General features: G+C 35.8%; 15 protein-coding genes. 14 read left to right on the forward strand and 1 reads right to left on the reverse strand.

What is annotated here, in order from left to right; all coding sequences use genetic code 11:
• Positions 1-4: 4 nt before the first annotated feature.
• The 14 genes from purS to lysX all read left to right on the forward strand — a co-directional run bounded on the left by purS (position 5) and on the right by lysX (position 16,448).
• Entirely contained in the window at positions 5-259 is a 255-nt protein-coding gene (gene purS / locus YN1551_RS06460; protein WP_012717410.1) for a phosphoribosylformylglycinamidine synthase subunit PurS, read from the forward strand.
• Entirely contained in the window at positions 256-930 is a 675-nt protein-coding gene (purQ, locus tag YN1551_RS06465; RefSeq protein WP_012713792.1) for a phosphoribosylformylglycinamidine synthase I, read from the forward strand. Before purS ends, purQ begins: the two co-directional genes overlap by 4 nt.
• Positions 921-3,050, forward strand: coding sequence for a phosphoribosylformylglycinamidine synthase subunit PurL (purL, locus tag YN1551_RS06470; protein WP_012713791.1), 2,130 nt, complete (start codon positions 921-923; stop codon positions 3,048-3,050). The genes purQ and purL overlap by 10 nt, the downstream gene beginning before the upstream one ends.
• A complete protein-coding gene (gene purF / locus YN1551_RS06475; protein ID WP_012711497.1) occupies positions 3,043-4,398 on the forward strand; it encodes an amidophosphoribosyltransferase in 1,356 nt (451 codons plus the stop codon). Before purL ends, purF begins: the two co-directional genes overlap by 8 nt.
• A gap of 5 nt (positions 4,399-4,403) precedes the next feature.
• Positions 4,404-5,609 (forward strand): amidophosphoribosyltransferase, encoded by a 1,206-nt coding sequence (locus YN1551_RS06480; RefSeq protein ID WP_012713789.1) that lies wholly within the window; start codon positions 4,404-4,406, stop codon positions 5,607-5,609.
• 5 nt (positions 5,610-5,614) lie between these two features.
• Complete coding sequence (gene purD, locus YN1551_RS06485; RefSeq protein ID WP_012716209.1) at positions 5,615-7,054, forward strand: phosphoribosylamine--glycine ligase; 1,440 nt, start codon at positions 5,615-5,617, stop codon at positions 7,052-7,054.
• Positions 7,048-8,019 carry a phosphoribosylformylglycinamidine cyclo-ligase gene (purM, locus tag YN1551_RS06490; RefSeq protein WP_187146861.1) on the forward strand — a complete coding sequence of 324 codons (972 nt, stop codon included), beginning with the start codon at positions 7,048-7,050 and terminating at the stop codon, positions 8,017-8,019. The genes purD and purM overlap by 7 nt, the downstream gene beginning before the upstream one ends.
• A gap of 57 nt (positions 8,020-8,076) precedes the next feature.
• A complete protein-coding gene (locus YN1551_RS06495) occupies positions 8,077-8,532 on the forward strand; it encodes a hypothetical protein (RefSeq protein ID WP_012713787.1) in 456 nt (151 codons plus the stop codon).
• 92 nt (positions 8,533-8,624) lie between these two features.
• Positions 8,625-8,762 (forward strand): ribbon-helix-helix domain-containing protein, encoded by a 138-nt coding sequence (locus YN1551_RS06500; protein ID WP_048052438.1) that lies wholly within the window; start codon positions 8,625-8,627, stop codon positions 8,760-8,762.
• An 88-nt stretch (positions 8,763-8,850) separates the two neighbouring features.
• Entirely contained in the window at positions 8,851-10,026 is a 1,176-nt protein-coding gene (locus YN1551_RS06505) for an argininosuccinate synthase (RefSeq protein ID WP_015581240.1), read from the forward strand.
• Positions 10,026-11,360 (forward strand): argininosuccinate lyase, encoded by a 1,335-nt coding sequence (gene argH, locus YN1551_RS06510; RefSeq protein ID WP_048052302.1) that lies wholly within the window; start codon positions 10,026-10,028, stop codon positions 11,358-11,360. The genes YN1551_RS06505 and argH overlap by 1 nt, the downstream gene beginning before the upstream one ends.
• Entirely contained in the window at positions 11,344-12,447 is a 1,104-nt protein-coding gene (gene carA, locus YN1551_RS06515; protein ID WP_012717412.1) for a glutamine-hydrolyzing carbamoyl-phosphate synthase small subunit, read from the forward strand. The genes argH and carA overlap by 17 nt, the downstream gene beginning before the upstream one ends.
• Positions 12,444-15,599 (forward strand): carbamoyl-phosphate synthase (glutamine-hydrolyzing) large subunit, encoded by a 3,156-nt coding sequence (gene carB, locus YN1551_RS06520; RefSeq protein ID WP_012717413.1) that lies wholly within the window; start codon positions 12,444-12,446, stop codon positions 15,597-15,599. Before carA ends, carB begins: the two co-directional genes overlap by 4 nt.
• The gene (gene lysX, locus YN1551_RS06525) at positions 15,600-16,448 is read left to right on the forward strand and encodes a lysine biosynthesis protein LysX (RefSeq protein ID WP_012716204.1); all 849 of its coding nucleotides are present in this window, start codon (positions 15,600-15,602) and stop codon (positions 16,446-16,448) included.
• On the opposite strand, the gene YN1551_RS06530 is transcribed toward lysX, so the two are convergent.
• On the reverse strand, positions 16,429-17,061 hold the full coding sequence (locus tag YN1551_RS06530; protein WP_012713781.1) for a translin family protein: 633 nt from the start codon (positions 17,059-17,061) through the stop codon (positions 16,429-16,431). The genes lysX and YN1551_RS06530 overlap by 20 nt on opposite strands.
• Between the last annotated feature and the right edge of the window lie 4 nt (positions 17,062-17,065).

The raw sequence follows: 17,065 nt of genomic DNA on the forward strand, positions 1-17,065 counted from the left end.
TTGTATGAAATACTATGTAGAATTGATAATAATCAATAAAGACTCCGTTAGAGACCCTGAAGGAGAAACAATACAAAGGTATGTTATTGAAAAATACGCAAACAACATAATCGAGACAAGAGTAGGAAAGTACATTCAGTTTAAAATTGAGGCTAATAATGAAGAAGATGCTAAGAATTTAATTGAGAAAATTGCACGTGAGGGAAGATTATACAATCCAATAGTTCATAAAATTTTCGCCAGAGTGAGAAAAGAATGATTGCAATAGTTAAGTTCCCTGGTACTACTTGTGAAGCTGATGTCTATAAGGCGTTAATGGAGGCCGGAGTCCCCACAGTGATAGTAAAATATAAGGAATTCGATCCAGATAAATATAATGGAGTAATTTTACCTGGAGGATTTAGCTTTGGGGATTATTTAAGAGCTGGAAGTATTGCAGCTAGTACAGAAACTATAAAGAAAGTTAAGCAAATGGCAGAAGAAGGAAAAATAGTAATTGGAATATGTAATGGGTTCCAAATCCTTGTTGAAAGCGGACTATTAAAAGGGGCCTTGTTACCAAATTTAAAATTAAGATTTATCTCGAAGTGGGTTTCCCTTAAGGTAATTAGAACCGATACAGTCCTAACTAAAGGACTAGACAAGAAAATAATAAGAATGCCCATAGCTCATGCAGAAGGTCGCTATTATGTAGATGATGTAGATTATGCAAAAACAAACATGGTTCTTCAATATTGTGATGAGAACGGGAATGTAAGTGAGGATACAAATCCCAACGGATCATTGCTTAATATAGCATCAATAGCCAATGAAGAAGGGAATGTAATAGGAATGATGCCACATCCGGAGAGGGCTTCCTTTAAACTGACCTCAGTTGATGGAACAGTGGATGGGTTAATTCTTTTGAGGAGGTTAGGAAAATGGGCTTAAATCTTCTCCCGATAGAAATGGACGACATTCGAAAAAGGTTAGATAGAGAACCTAATGAGATTGAGTGGAGGGTGATTGACGCTGTATGGTCAGAACATTGTTCTTATAAGTCATCTAAAATCTTCTTGAAGAGCTTTTCCATAGATAGCCCCAATGTCATAATGGGCATAAAAGACTGGCAAGATGCTGGAGCAGTGGACATAGGAGATGGATGGGCTATAGTAATAAAGGTTGAAAGCCATAACCATCCGTCCGCAATTGATCCATTTAATGGTGCCGCAACAGGTGTAGGAGGAATAATAAGGGACATTATCAGCAAGGGGGCTAAACCAATTGCACTCATGGACATGATAAGGGTTGGAAATCTAAAAATAAGGAAAAACGTATGGTTACTTAAGAACATAATTGCGGGAATTGCGGCATATGGAAATAGTATTGGAGTTCCAGTAGTTGGTGGAGAATTATCATTCGATGATACATATAATGATAATCCGCTAGTAGATGTAGCAGCAATTGGAATAGTTAGAAAAGATAAGATAAAACCAAGTATAGTAGATAAAGCAGGACTTAAATTAGTGTTAGCAGGACTTACTGGAATTGATGGTTTAGGTGGGGCTTCATTCGCGTCCAGAAAGTTAAGTGGTGAAGACGAAATTGGAGCAGTACAGATAGCTGATCCTTTCGCTGGGAAAATTATACTAGATGTAACATTAGAGATTGCTGATAAGGTAGAGGCTATTAAGGACTTAGGGGGCGGAGGGCTAGCAGTTGCTGTAACTGAGATGGCAAATGGACTTGGTGCTATAGTAGATATAGAGAAAATTCCGTTACGTGTAAAAAATATGGATCCTGCAGACGTAATCATATCTGAAACACAAGAGAGAATGTTATACGCAGTGGAGGAGAAAAACGTTGAGGAAGTATGTAAAGCTTTTGAAGAGTACGAATATCCTTGCAGTGTAATAGGTGAGATAACTAGTGAACCAATAATTAAGTTTAGATATTTTGGTAAAGATCTCGTTTCCCTGCCCACAAACGCGTTACTGGAGCCACCGAAGTTTTTATGGCCAATAAAAAACGTTAGGAAGAACGTTGAAGAGAAAAATGTTGATTTATCGTTAGAAAGCACAATATACACTGTATTATCACATCCAGATTTGGTAAGTAAAGAATGGGTTTATTCGCAGTTCGATTATGAAGTAAATACCTCAACAGTAGTCAAACCCGGTGATGCTAATGGCGCAGTAGTTTCGCTTCCTAACGGCAAGTTATTAGCGATAAAGGCCGATGGAAACCCTGACTTGTGCTCTGAGGATGCATATGAGTGTGGAAAAGGAATCGTGGCAGAGGCTTATAGAAATTTGGCTACAGTAGGAGCTAGAGGAATGGTTGCAGTTGACCATTTACAGTTTGGGGATCCAAAGAAGCCAGAAGTTTACTATACTTTCGTAGAAGCAATAAGAGGTATAGGGGAGGCTACTAGATTCTTTAACATACCTATTGTTGGCGGGAAAGTATCATTTTATAATGAAAATAGTCAAGGAAAACCAATAAAGCCAACACCTTTAATAGTAATGGCAGGGTTAGTTCAAGGTAAATTACTTAAAAATAGAGTGGAAGATAGTTCATACGTTGTATTACTGGGGTACACACGAAAAGAATTAGGAGGATCACTATTATCAAAGATATTTAAGGTTCCTAGCCAAGCTCCTAAAGTAAGGTTACAAGAGGATCTATTATCTTCTGAGGTAGTAATTGATGCTATAAATGAGGAGAAAATTACATTTGCGAAGGATATAAGTAGAGGTGGCCTAGCGGCTTCTCTTTTCAACATAATAGTTCATGGATACGGAGTAGAAATAAGTACTAAGAGTATTTTGAGCGATACTGACAATGTTGTAGAGAATTTATTCTCTGAAAGTAGTGGACGTTTCGTTATCTTAACTAATGAACCAGAATGGATAGTTGAAAAGAGCAGGAGTAAAGGTATTGTAGCATCTATAATAGGAAAAGTTAATAAAAAAACAAGTATATTAACCATTGACAATACAGATTATGATCTTAAAACTATAGTTAATAATTACTTTAATTTTCTTGAGGAGGTGATAGGTAATGGGTAACATACATGATAAATGTGGTATCTTTGCTGTATCTAGTCCTAAAGAAGTAAATATTCAACTACTAGTAGAGGGAATTAGACTACTTCAGCATAGAGGTCAAGAATCGGCAGGTATCGCATATGCTGAGAATGGGGAAATATTGACAATTAAGGGACTTGGACTTGTAGATGAAGTATTTAAGGAAAATCTTAATAAATTTATAAAAAATGGAATAGGTCATGTAAGATATTCAACAAGTGGAAAAAGCTCAATTGAAGAAGCACAACCTTTAGGTGACTCAAGCGTAGTTGTGACATTTAATGGGACTATAAGTAACTATTATCAATTTGGTTCATTTAAAGTAGATACTGAATTTATATATAGGTTCTTTAAGCAAAAATTAACCTTTCACTCTATTCCCGATACCGTAAAGGAATTTATGAAAGTTGTTGATGGTGGATACTCTGTAGCTATTCTTTTGAATGATGAAGAGATTGTGATATTTAGAGATCCTAGAGGATTTCATCCAGTTGTATTAGGATTTTTAGAAGGATCATTAGTAGTTTCCTCGGAGGATTCCGTTATTAGACAGCTAGGTGGGAGCGTTTTGAAACACATTCTACCAGGGGAGGTGATAACAATGAAAAATGGCAAAATATTATATGACAAAGTGATCTATGAAGAGGAGAAGAATTATGCTACTTGTTCCTTCGAATATATATACTTTGCAAGACCGGATTCTAATATAGATGGACATTCAGTCTACTCAGCTAGGATAAGGTTAGGTGAGTTATTGGCAGAGAAACATCCAGCTAATGGAGATATTGTAGTTCCAGTGCCGGACTCATCAAGACCGATAGCGTTGGGCTTTTCTAGAAAAAGTCGTATACCTCTGGAGGAACCTCTAGTTAGAACAATTTCCTCCGTAAGATCATTCATAATGCCAACTCAAGATAAGAGAAATGAGGTATTAGAAGAGAAATTTGGAGTGGTTGTTGATGCGGTAAGGGATAAAAGAATAGTTTTGATAGACGACTCAATAGTTAGGGGAAATACTATGAAGAGAATAATAAGTATGCTACGTAATGCTGGTGCCAAAGAGATTCATGTACGTATAGGATCACCCATGATAAAATACCCTTGCTATATGGGAATAGACTTTCCTAAAAGAGAAGAGTTAATTGCCCATAATAAATCTGAAAGAGAAATAGGAAATGAGTTGAATGCAGATTCTATTGAATTTCTAAGTGTTGAAGAGATGGTACAAGCAATAGGTAGAAGGGATTTATGCAACGCGTGTTTTTCTGGGGTTTATCCTCTCAAATTTAAATATAATTCGACAGAGTTAGAAAGAGTATTTGGGAAGTGATATTAATGGCTGGAATACTAGGTATATTGGCATTCGATGACGTATGGAACGTATCTAGGTTTTTATATTATGGCCTAATAGGCTTACAACATAGAGGATACTCTAGAAGTGGAATAGCAATATTAAACAAGCAGAGAAATATATTTACTAAATTAGAGAACGTAGCACCTGAGGATCTTGAAATTAAAGACCTAAACGGATGGGCTGGAATAGGTTATGCTGGAATCAGAAATAAATATCCAATGACATTAGATAACGGCGCCATAGTCGTTGATGGAATAATAGATGATACAAATATTCTTAACCGGGTCATAAAGGAGCCAGAAAAGACAATAGATGAGATTAAAAAACCAATCTCGTTCATAGCGATAAGTAAAGAAGGCCAGTTAATAGCCTATAGAGATGAATTAGGACTTAAGCCACTTAGCATAGGTGGATTTGGATTTGATTTAGCGGTTATTTCCTCTGAGCCAACATCAATGCTTGTAATAGGAGCTGAGTTCAAAAGGGAAATTAATCCAGGAGAGTTGGTAATTGTTGACAAATACCATATTGAATCAAAACAAGTAAGGATGTCTAGAAAATCATATTGCACTATAGAGTACGTATACCAAGCGAGAATAGACAGTATAGTCAACGAAAAAGATATCTATGACTTAAGAGTGAAAATAGGGGAAGAGTTAGCTTTAGAATACCCAATAAGGACTGACTCAGTTATAGGAGTTCCAGAGACCGCATTACCTTTCGCAATAGGTTACTCTAGGAAATTAAACATACCACTAGACTTGGGTTTTACTAGAACTGGAAGTCCAATAAGGACAATGTTATCATCTGATGCTTTCCTAAAGGTGGTTGGGGTTCAACTTAAACTAAACCCAATAAAAAGTGCGGTAAAAGGAAAGAGAATAATTCTTATAGATGATTCAATGGTTACAGGAACTACACTTAAAAATACCATATTTAACTTGAGAAAACTGGGTGCAAAGGAAATCCATGTACTAATAGGAAGTCCTAAATTAATCTCGCAATGTCCATATGGGGTTGAGGTTCCTGAGGAAAAGGAATTAATCTCAGCTAATCTCGATGATGAAAAAATAGCTAGAGTTTTAGGTGCAGATTCTATACATTGGTTGAGTTTAGAAGGTCTATTCAGAGTTATTGGACATAGGAACCTCTGCTTAGGGTGTATGACTAAAAAATACCCATGGTGAGAAAAATGAAAGTATTATTAGTCGGGGATGGAGCAAGAGAAAACGTCCTAGCTCATTCACTAGAAAAATCCACTAAAGGTTACAAGGTCTACGGGCTGTCGACATACATTAATCCTGGAATTAATTCAGTAGTGAAAGCAACTGGTGGAGAGTATTTTATAGGTAACACAAACCAACCAGAAATTGTTAAGGAAGTAATTAAGAAAGTAAACCCAGATTTTGGAGTAGTTGGGCCAGAGGACCCATTATTCCGTGGAATTGCAGACGTTCTTAGACAAGAGGGAATACCAGTATTTGGAGCTAGTAAAAAGTGCGCTAGAATAGAGGAATCCAAAGCATGGGCAAGAGAGTTAATGTGGAAGTATTCTATTCCGGGGAGGTTAAGGTATAAGGTATTTTATACAATAGAAGACGCCGCAAAGTTCATATTAGAATATGGAGGTTCTGTTGCAGTTAAACCCGCTGGCCAAGCTGGAGGAAAAGGTGTTAAGGTAATAGCTGACTTAGAGGCTTACTTAACACAAGATAAAAGAGAGGCACTGACAAAAAGCGTAAACGATATAGGGAGTCTATACAATAAGGAAGGTGAGCCAAGAATTATAATAGAGGAGAAAGTGGATGGACCAGAATATACACTTCATGTTTTAACTGACGGAAAAACAACTATTCCTCTACCTTTGGCTCAAGATTATAAGAACGCATATCAGGATGGGATAGGCCCTGAGACTGGAGGGATGGGGTCAATTTCTGGACCTACTGAATTACTCCCATTTATCAATAACGAGGAGTACCAAACAACTTATGACATAGTTAAAAGGACTATAGATGCAATATATAAAGAGACTGGAGAGAATTACGTAGGAGTCATAGCAGGGCAAATGATGTTAACTGAACTTTGGGGGCCTACGGTAATTGAATATTACTCAAGATTCGGTGATCCAGAGGCTTCGGCCATAATTCCAAGAATAGAGTCTGATTTTGGAGAAATAATTGAGTTTACTGCTACTGGACATTTGAGTAAAGCTCGTATAAAATTAAATGACCAACCTTCTATAGTAAAAGCTGTTGCTACTTTAGGATATCCTATCTCGAAACAAATGGCATCTGGACGTAAGATTGTTTTGGATTTAGATAAGATGAAAGAGCATGGATGTATGGTATTTTTTGGATCTGTGGCGTTAGAGGGAATGCAGCTTATAACCAAAGGCTCCAGAGCTTTAGAAATAGTTGCAATAGGAGATTTCAGAGAAGCTTCTGAGAATTTGGATAAGTGTATTCAATACGTTAGTAGCGATACTAAATTAATATATAGAACTGACATTGGAAGGACAGTTGAATATCAGATCGAGAAGGCTGAAATTATAAGATATTCTTATAAAAATAGAGAAAAAAGAGGAATTCTTGGAGTTTCTGCAGATTGGTCTCCCAATGGTGGGTTGTGGTGAGTGAAGAATATAAGAAAGCAGGAGTTGATTTGGAAAGATTACGTAATTATCATAATGCAATTTCTCAAATAATCTCGTCTACTTATAAAAATACTATTGTAGGAGCAGGGCATTATTCTGGAGTAATTAAGATAGGTAATCTTAACATAGCAATGCATACTGATGGTGTAGGAACAAAGACTTCACTAGCCTTACAAACTGGAATAATAAAACCTGTAGGAATAGACTGCGTTGCTATGAATGTTAATGACCTCATATGCGTTGGAGCAAAGCCAGTTGCCTTAGTAGATTATATTGCCTTAGAAAAGCCTATGGATAATGTGATAAATGAGATTATTAATGGTATTGTTCAAGGTGCCAAAGATGCTGATGTTGAAGTTATTGGGGGAGAGACCGCTATTATGCCAGATGTGATTAGAGGATTTGATCTTTCTTGTACTGCGATAGGAGTTGTAGATAATCTAAAAACTGGAGTTGACATAAAGCCTGGAGACTACATATTGGGATTAGAGAGCAATGGCATACATTCTAATGGGTACTCCTTAGTTAGGAAATTAATAGAAGAAGGTAAGATTTCACTTGATGAGTATAAAAGGGAATTATTAAAACCAACTAGAATTTATGCCAAACAAGTTTTGGAAGTTATGAATATGATAAAGGGAGCAGCACATATAACTGGCGGTGCATTTACTAAGCTTAAAAGGCTTACTAGTTATAAGATTGTCTTAAATATGCCTGAACCCCCAGAGATTTTTAAAATTATCGAAAAAGCAGGAGTGCCTCATGAGGAAATGTATAAAGTTTTCAATATGGGCATAGGTATTGTCTTATTTATTTCAGAAGAATTAATGAAAGAAGTAAAAACAAAACTAGAAAGATATGGAACTGTATATGAACTTGGCAGAGTATATAATGGAAATGGGATCACTATAAAGACTTATAAGAACGAGATTCTCAGAGTATAGAATTATGTATATACCTTTTAAACTCTAAAGAATATAGAGGGTTCCAGTGGCCTCTATATGAAACAAACTGATATAAAGTCTTTAGTAAATTACGTAGCTTTAAAGATACTAGGTGGAAGCGACTATCTATTAGAAGCATTAGAAGAATACTTAGTTAAGGGAGAAGGACCAGCTACAGTAGCCTATAAATATAATATTTCAAAACATCAACTCCGCGGCTATGCCCAAAGAATTATTGAGAAGAGCGGAAGTGAAGGAAAAGCTAAGAAACTCGTGCCAATACTTAAAGCCATTTCAGAGGGAATTACACCAATAGTCAAAAAGGAAAACGACGGATCATACGAGTGCTCATTATGTAATATTATTGTGGCTAAAGAAGATAGTGAAGAGCATATTAGGAAGTACCATAAAGAGATTCTCAATGAAAATATTAATATCATGATGCAAAGATTAGAGAAAATAAAGAAAGACATACAACAAAATAAAGCCGTAATATTTACTTCTGTAAGTTAATGATTTTTTACGTAATATTCAACTTCTTTTTAACTGTTTCCTATTGGGAGTCACCACTTAGGTTTTTAAAAACTGACAACATTCTATTATATATGCGAAAAGTAGTAAGTGTAAGACTAAAGGAAGATGTACTGAGAGATATTGATATATATACTAGAAAACTTGGCCTAAATAGTAGAACTGAGTTCATAAAGCAAGCAATTGAATTCTATATAAAGAGTAAGAGCTAAAGGAAACCTTTAACATGCTATTCATCAAGAATCCCTTATTTTCATGATATCAATTGTTTTTAAGCTACTTCTTTACCCTTTTTGTGAAATGAAAATAGTCCTTGCATACTCTGGTGGACTTGATACCACAGTATCGATTAGATGGCTAAAGGAAACCTTTAAGGCCGAAGTTATAACAGTTACTGTAGATGTTGGCCAAAAAGATGATTTCAAGAAGATAGAAGAGAGAGCGTACATAGCAGGTGCCTCAAAGCACTACACAATAGACGCCATTAAGGAATTCGCCAACAATTATATATCGTATGCGATAAAATTAAACGGACTATATGAGGGAGTATATCCATTGTCCACAGCATTAGCAAGACCATTAATAGCAGAAAAAGTAGTTGAAGTGGCAAAAAAGGAGAAAGCAGATGCAGTAGCTCATGGTTCTACATCCAAAGGAAATGACCAAGTTAGATTTGACCTTACAGTCAAGGCATTATACCCGGACGTCAAGATAATAGCACCAGCTAGAATATGGAGCATGACTAGAGAAGATGAGATAAAGTATGCCAAAGAGAAAGGTATACCTATCAAGGTTGAAAGCAGCAAATACAGCATAGATGAGAATCTTTGGGGAAGAAGTATAGAAGGAGATATAATCTCCGATCCTTCTGTTGAGGTCACCGAAGATGCCTTTGAATGGACCAAACAGATCGCTAACAATAAGGAAATAATCTCTATAGAATTTAGTAATGGCGTTCCAACAGCCGTAGATGGAGAACAAATGGAATTACATAAGTTAATAGGTTTACTAAACTTAAAGTTTGGTAACCACGGATTCGGCAGAGTGGAGCATATAGAAAATAGGGTTGTTGGATTTAAGTCTAGAGAGGTATATGAAGTACCTGCAGCTCTAGGTCTAATTTACTCGCATATTGATTTAGAAAAGACCATTTATACTCCTACTGAATTAAGATTCAAAAAATACGTAGATCAGTTATGGTCTGATTTAGTATATCAAGGTTTATGGTTTGAACCACTTAGGGAGACATTACATAAAATTGCTGACGAAATGAATAAATGGATTGCTGGAGAAGTCAGAGTAGAAGTCAATAATGGTTCGTTCAGAATATTAGGTAGAAAATCGGATTACTCTCCATATTCTGAAAAACTTGCTAGTTATAATAAAGGATGGTATCCGAGCGACGAAATGGCTAGGGGATTTATAGAGATATGGGGAATGCACTCACTAATAGCGAGAAGAGTAAGGGGACTGTGATGCTATATAGAAAATGGGGATCCGAAAAAGATGAAGTAGTTAACTATACCTCATCCATAGATAGCGACAAAGAGATCATGGAAGAAGTAAAATTGACTATGAAGGCACATATAATAAGCCTTTATTTGAGTGGATATATAAAGAAGGAAACCACTAAAAAGATCCTTGCTGCATTAAACGAGTTTAAAGAAATTAGCCAAGGGTATGAGGACGTCCATGAAGCGTTAGAGGATTTCTTGTTAAAGAATGTAGGAGAAGAGGCTGGATGGATCGGATTAGGTAGAAGTAGAAATGATCACGTTGCTACAGCTTTAAGACTGAAACTAAGAAATAAGTTAATAGAACTTCTAACTGAGATTAATAGCCTAAGGAAAACATTATTAGATAAAGCGAAAGAGCACATTACAACAATATTTCCCTCGTATACACATTTGCAATTAGCGCAACCCACAACCTTTGCTCACTACTTAACCTATATCGAGGAGGAGTTAGCTTCAAGATGGGAAATAATATTTTTCACATTAAAACTAGTTAATAGATCGCCATTAGGCTCTGGGGCAATAGTGGGGACAAACGTTAAGATTGATAGAGAAAAGGAAGCAGAACTATTAGGATTTGATGATATAGTATATAATACATTGTCCGCTACGTCATCGAGAGCAGATATTATTACTACAATCTCAGAACTAACTGTTTTGATGGTAGTATTAAGCAGAATAGCTGAGGACTTAATTTTCTTTTCATCAAATAAATTACTTAAATTGCCAGATTCTCATGTTAGTACAAGCAGTTTAATGCCACAAAAAAGAAATCCAGTCACAATGGAGATACTGCGAGCAAAAGTATCAGAGTCTATAGGCATATTAACTAGTTTACTTTCTATTTACAAGGGTTTACCTACCGGTTATAACCTTGATTTACAAGAAATGAACAAATATTATTGGCTTGCAGTAAATTATACAATTTCTTCAATTAGGGTTTTAGAGTCACTCTTTAGCCAAATACAAATAAATAAAGTAAACATTGACGAATCTAGCTTAGCCACTGATGACGCAGAACTACTTTCCATAAATAAGAAAGTACCTTATAGATCAGCCTACTTTGAGATAGCTAAAAAAGTTAGGGAGGGTTCTTATAAGTCAACTTTAAAAATAGAGGATTCAATTAATATGAAGGCAGTAATCGGGTCTCCTAATTTTGATTTAATAACTAATTTGATAAAAAGTAGAAAAACCAAATTGGAAGAAGATGAAAAAGAAATTGAGGTATATAAATTAAAAATTATTTCAAAGGTGGGAGAATTACAGGTGATCGAAAATGGAATTGAGGAATGAAAAGGGTTATCTATATCTAGAAGATGGAACATTTATTGAAGGATATGGTTTTGGGGCTAAAGGAATTAAGGTAGGAGAAGTGGTATTTACAACTTCTATGAATGGATACGTGGAGAGTTTAACAGATCCTTCGTATAAGGGTCAAATATTAATTATTACGCATCCATTAGTTGGAAACTATGGTGTGCCAGAAAAGAAGTATGAGCAAGGTATTCTAACCAATTTCGAGTCAGAAAGAATCCAAGTTGAAGGCTTAATAGTTGCTGAACATACATATCCTATTAAGTGGAACTCTTCTTTGACATTAGATGAGTGGCTGAAATCAGAGAACATACCTGGAGTTTTTGATGTTGACACAAGAATGCTTGTAAAAAAGATTAGAACTTATGGTACAACAATGGGAATTATAGCTTCTGGTTTAGAAATAGAGGATCCTAGAAAATATCTAGAAAAAAGATACGATGAAATAGATTTTACACAATTAACATCACCTAAGTCGCCAATCTTTCATCCAAATACTGGAGATATGATCGTAGTGGTAGATTGTGGAATAAAACATGGAATTTTATACGGGCTGTATAAGAGAGGATTCTCAATTGTTAGAGTACCTTGTAACTTTAATGCTAGTAAGATAATTGAGTTTAATCCTAAGGGAGTTGTATTTAGCAATGGTCCTGGTAATCCCAATTTACTGGAAAATCAAATCAAAACGTTCTCTGAATTAGTAGAGTATAGGATTCCAATCTTAGGTATTTGTCTAGGACATCAAATAGCAACTCTAGCATTAGGAGGTAAGATTAAGAAAATGAAGTTTGGACATAGAGCAATAAATAAACCAGTAATTGAGAACAATACCAATAAATGTTATATATCCACTCACAATCATGGGTATGGTATAATATCTAAAAACGATATTCCGCCTAATACTAAAATCTGGTTCTATAATCCAGACGACTATACAATAGAAGGTTTAATCCATGAAAAATTACCAATAATTACTACACAATTTCACCCTGAAGCTAGACCGGGTCCTTGGGATACAACTTGGATATTTGATAAATTTGGAAATATGGTGAGTGTGAAATGAAGGAGACTCCAAAAAAAGTATTGGTTATTGGATCTGGACCCATAAAGATAGCTGAAGCTGCAGAATTCGATTATAGTGGAAGTCAAGCGTTAAAGGCATTAAAGGAGGAAGGTATAGAGACCGTATTAGTAAATTCTAACGTGGCAACAGTACAGACTAGCAAGAAATTTGCTGACAAGTTATATATGTTACCAGTAGTCTGGTGGGCAGTAGAGAAGGTTATAGAGAAGGAGAGACCAGATGGTATAATGATAGGATTTGGAGGACAAACAGCATTGAACGTTAGTGTAGATTTACATAAAAAAGGAGTATTACAGAAGTACGGTGTAAAGGTATTGGGAACGCAAATTGATGGAATAGAGAAAGCTCTAAGCAGAGAAAAGTTTAGAGAAACGATGATAGAGAATAATTTACCGGTACCTCCAAGTTTATCCGCAAGGAGTGAAGAAGAGGCAATAAAGAACGCAAAAATCGTAGGGTATCCAGTGATGGTAAGAGTAAGCTTCAACTTAGGTGGAAGAGGTTCTATGGTAGCATGGACTGAAGAAGATCTGAAGAAAAACATAAGGAGAGCGCTATCTCAAAGTTACATAGGAGAAGTTCTAATTGAGAAATATCTTTACCATTGGATAGAATTGGAATACGAGGTAATGAGAGACAAGAAGGGAAACTCCTCTGTAATAGCGTGTATTGAAAATTTAGATCCGATGGGAGTTCACACTGGAGAGTCTACAGTAGTTGCCCCCTGTCAGACTTTAGATAATCTTGAATATCAAAATATGAGAACCTACACAATAGAAGTTGCAAGGTCCATTAACCTAATCGGGGAGTGCAATGTACAATTTGCGCTTAACCCCAGAGGCTATGAATACTATATTATAGAAACTAATCCAAGAATGTCTAGATCAAGTGCTTTAGCTAGTAAGGCTACTGGTTATCCGCTAGCATACGTTTCAGCTAAACTAGCATTAGGATATGAACTACATGAAGTTATAAATAAGGTATCTGGAAGAACTTGTGCGTGTTTTGAGCCAAGTTTAGACTATATAGTAACTAAAATTCCCAGATGGGATTTAAGCAAGTTTGAGAACGTTGATCAATCGCTAGCAACTGAGATGATGAGCGTGGGGGAGGTTATGAGTATAGGAAGATCCTTTGAGGAAAGTTTACAGAAAGCTGTAAGAATGTTGGATATTGGCGAGCCAGGGGTCGTAGGTGGAAAGATATATGAAGCTAAGATGAGTAAAGTGGAAGCATTAAAGTATCTCAAAGAAAGAAGACCATACTGGTTCCTATACGTTGCTAAAGCCTTCAAAGAGGGAGCAACAATTGATGAAGTGTACGAGGTTACCGGAATTAGTAAATTCTTTTTAAATAAGATCAAAGGATTAGTGGATTTCTATGAAACACTTAAAATATTGAAAGAAATCGATGAGGAAACATTAAAACTAGCTAAGAAATTAGGATTTAGCGATGAGCAGATATCTAAAGCGTTAAATAAATCTACTCAGTACGTTAGAAAAATTAGAGACCAATCAAACATAATACCGGTAGTAAAACTTATAGACACATTAGCTGGAGAATGGCCTTCAGTTACTAATTACATGTATTTAACATACAATGGTACTGAGGACGATCTAGAATTCTCACAAGGAAATAAATTATTAATAGTTGGTGCAGGAGGTTTTAGAATAGGAGTTTCAGTTGAGTTCGATTGGAGTGTTGTATCTCTAATGGAGGCAGCGTCAAAGTACTTTGACGAAGTGGCGGTACTTAACTATAATCCAGAAACCGTTTCAACTGATTGGGATATTGCGAGGAAGCTTTACTTTGATGAAATTAACGTGGAAAGAGTATTGGATTTAATTAAGAAGGAGAAGTTTAGATATGTTGCCACGTTTTCTGGAGGACAAATAGGCAATTCGATAGCTAAAGAGTTAGAGGAAAATGGAGTGAGGTTATTAGGAACATCGGGTAGTAGCGTGGATATTGCAGAAAATAGGGAAAAGTTCTCAAAACTATTAGATAAGTTGGGTATATCACAGCCTAATTGGGTATCCGCGACTTCATTAGAGGAAATCAAGAAATTTGTTAATGAAGTAGGATTTCCAGTTCTTGTAAGACCAAGTTACGTTTTAAGCGGATCGTCAATGAAAATAGCTTACTCAGAAGAGGAGCTTTACGAGTATGTAAGAAGAGCTACTGAAATTTCTCCTAAATATCCAGTAGTAATCTCAAAGTACATTGAAAACGCGATAGAAGCAGAAGTTGATGGGGTTTCTGATGGAAATAGGGTATTAGGAATAACATTAGAGCATGTAGAAGAGGCTGGAGTCCACAGTGGAGATGCAACAATGTCAATTCCTTTTAGAAAATTATCTGAAAATAGTGTAAATAAGATGAGGGAAAATGTGTTAAGTCTAGCTAGAGAACTAAATATAAAAGGGCCGTTCAACGTTCAATTTGTAGTAAAGGATAATACCCCACATATAATTGAATTAAACCTTAGAGCAAGTAGATCAATGCCGTTTAGTAGTAAAGCGAAAGGTATTAATCTAATAAATGAGGCCATGAAAGCCATATTTAATGGGTTAGATTTCTCTGAGGACTATTATGAACCTCCATCTAAGTATTGGGCAGTGAAGAGTCCTCAATTTTCATGGTCTCAGTTAAGAGGGACTTATCCATTTCTGGGGCCAGAGATGAAAAGTACTGGAGAAGCTGCATCATTCGGAGTAACATTTTATGACGCATTACTAAAGAGTTGGCTTTCATCGATACCCAATAGGATACCAAATAAAAACGGAATAGCACTAGTTTATGGTGATAAAAATTTAGATTACTTAAAGGATACTGCAGTTAATTTAGTCAAATTTGGACTAACAGTCTATAGCATCTCTGAGCTTCCATTACAAGGCATTGAAACAATAGACAAAACGAAGGCAGAAGAGCTAGTAAGGGCTAAGAAGGTAGAGACAGTAGTGACAGATGGGTATCTGAAGAAATTTGATTATAACATTAGAAGGACAGCTGTTGATTACAATATTCCGGTAATTCTCAACGGTAGATTAGGTTATGAGGTAAGTAAGGCTTTCTTGGATTACGACTCACTTACCTTTTTTGAAATATCTGAGTATGGAGGAGGAATATAATTGAAGGTAGCCTTAGTAGTAGATATAATTAGACAAGAGGAGAAGTTAATAATAAAGGCATTAAATGAAAGGCAAATAGACTATGACGTAATTAATGTAGGTCAAGAACCTATTCCGTTTAATAAAGCACTTAGCAAGTATGATGTTGGAATAATTAGACCAGTGAGCATGTATAGGGCTCTTTATTCATCTGCGATCCTAGAGGCCGCTGGTGTGCATACGATAAATTCAACAGACGCCATCAGCACTTGCGGAGATAAGATACTAACATACTCCAAACTATTTAGGAATGGGATTCCAATACCGGACTCAATTATAGCAGCGTCTCCAGATGCAGCTATGAAAGCATATGAACAGATGGGATTCCCAGTAATAGATAAACCGCCTATTGGGAGTTGGGGGAGAATGGTATCTTTAATAAGAGATGTTTATGAAGGAAAAACAATTATAGAGCATAGAGAAATGCTTAACAATTCAGCGCTGAAAGTACACATAATTCAAGAATATATCAAATACAGAGAAAGAGATATACGATGTATAGTAATAGGAGATGAGCTATTAGGATGCTATGCAAGAAATATTCCGCCTAACGAGTGGAGAGCTAATGTTGCATTAGGAGGAAATCCTACACCTATTCAATTAGATGATAAGATAAGAGAATTGGCTGTAAAGTCTGTAAAGTTAGTAAAAGGTGAATTCGTGTCCATAGATATATTAGAGCACAAATCGAAGGGATATGTTATAAACGAGCTAAATGACGTTCCAGAATTCAAAGGATTTATGTTAGCAACTGGTATCAATGTTGCCGAAAAGTTAGTAGATCATATTATTAGGACCTACCGAGTTTAGCGAGAAAAATATCGTGATTAGTCTCCTCTAATAGTCTTCTTATAACATCAATCTTTTGTCTTAGTCCAGGGACTAGGGATTTAGGATACTCGAAACTCCATAGTAATTCGTATAACTCTTCCATCATCTCATATGTTTTTTCAGCTTCACCTATTTCATTTTTCTTGAGCAATTCTAATACTCTTCTTCTCATCTCACCTATCGCATCTGCTATTCCACTTATATAATATATGTCTGGAATACCGAGTTCTTTAGAAAGTTTTAAGTCTACATCAAAATACAAGGAGATCACTATGGAAGCCTCAGCAAGTTCTTGATATGCAGTACCTATGTCACCATATAATAGTTCAGGAAAGTTATCTATAATCTTTTGAATTTCAGATGCCTTAGAGATTGCAACTTGATACTTTCTTAATGCCTCTTCCTTTTTACCCTTATGAGATAATGAGATTGTATCGCCACAATATCTTATTAATTCTCTAGCCAATAGCAATACTCTTTCTCTATTCTCAAATCTTTCTTGAAGCGTGTGACTAATTGAGTCAAGATAACCTTTAATTTTCTGAACAAGCATAATAACTTCAATCATATTCTCACTTTTAACTCTATCCATTAGG

This window comes from Sulfolobus islandicus Y.N.15.51 (genome assembly GCF_000022485.1).
GTDB lineage: Archaea > Thermoproteota > Thermoprotei_A > Sulfolobales > Sulfolobaceae > Saccharolobus > Saccharolobus islandicus.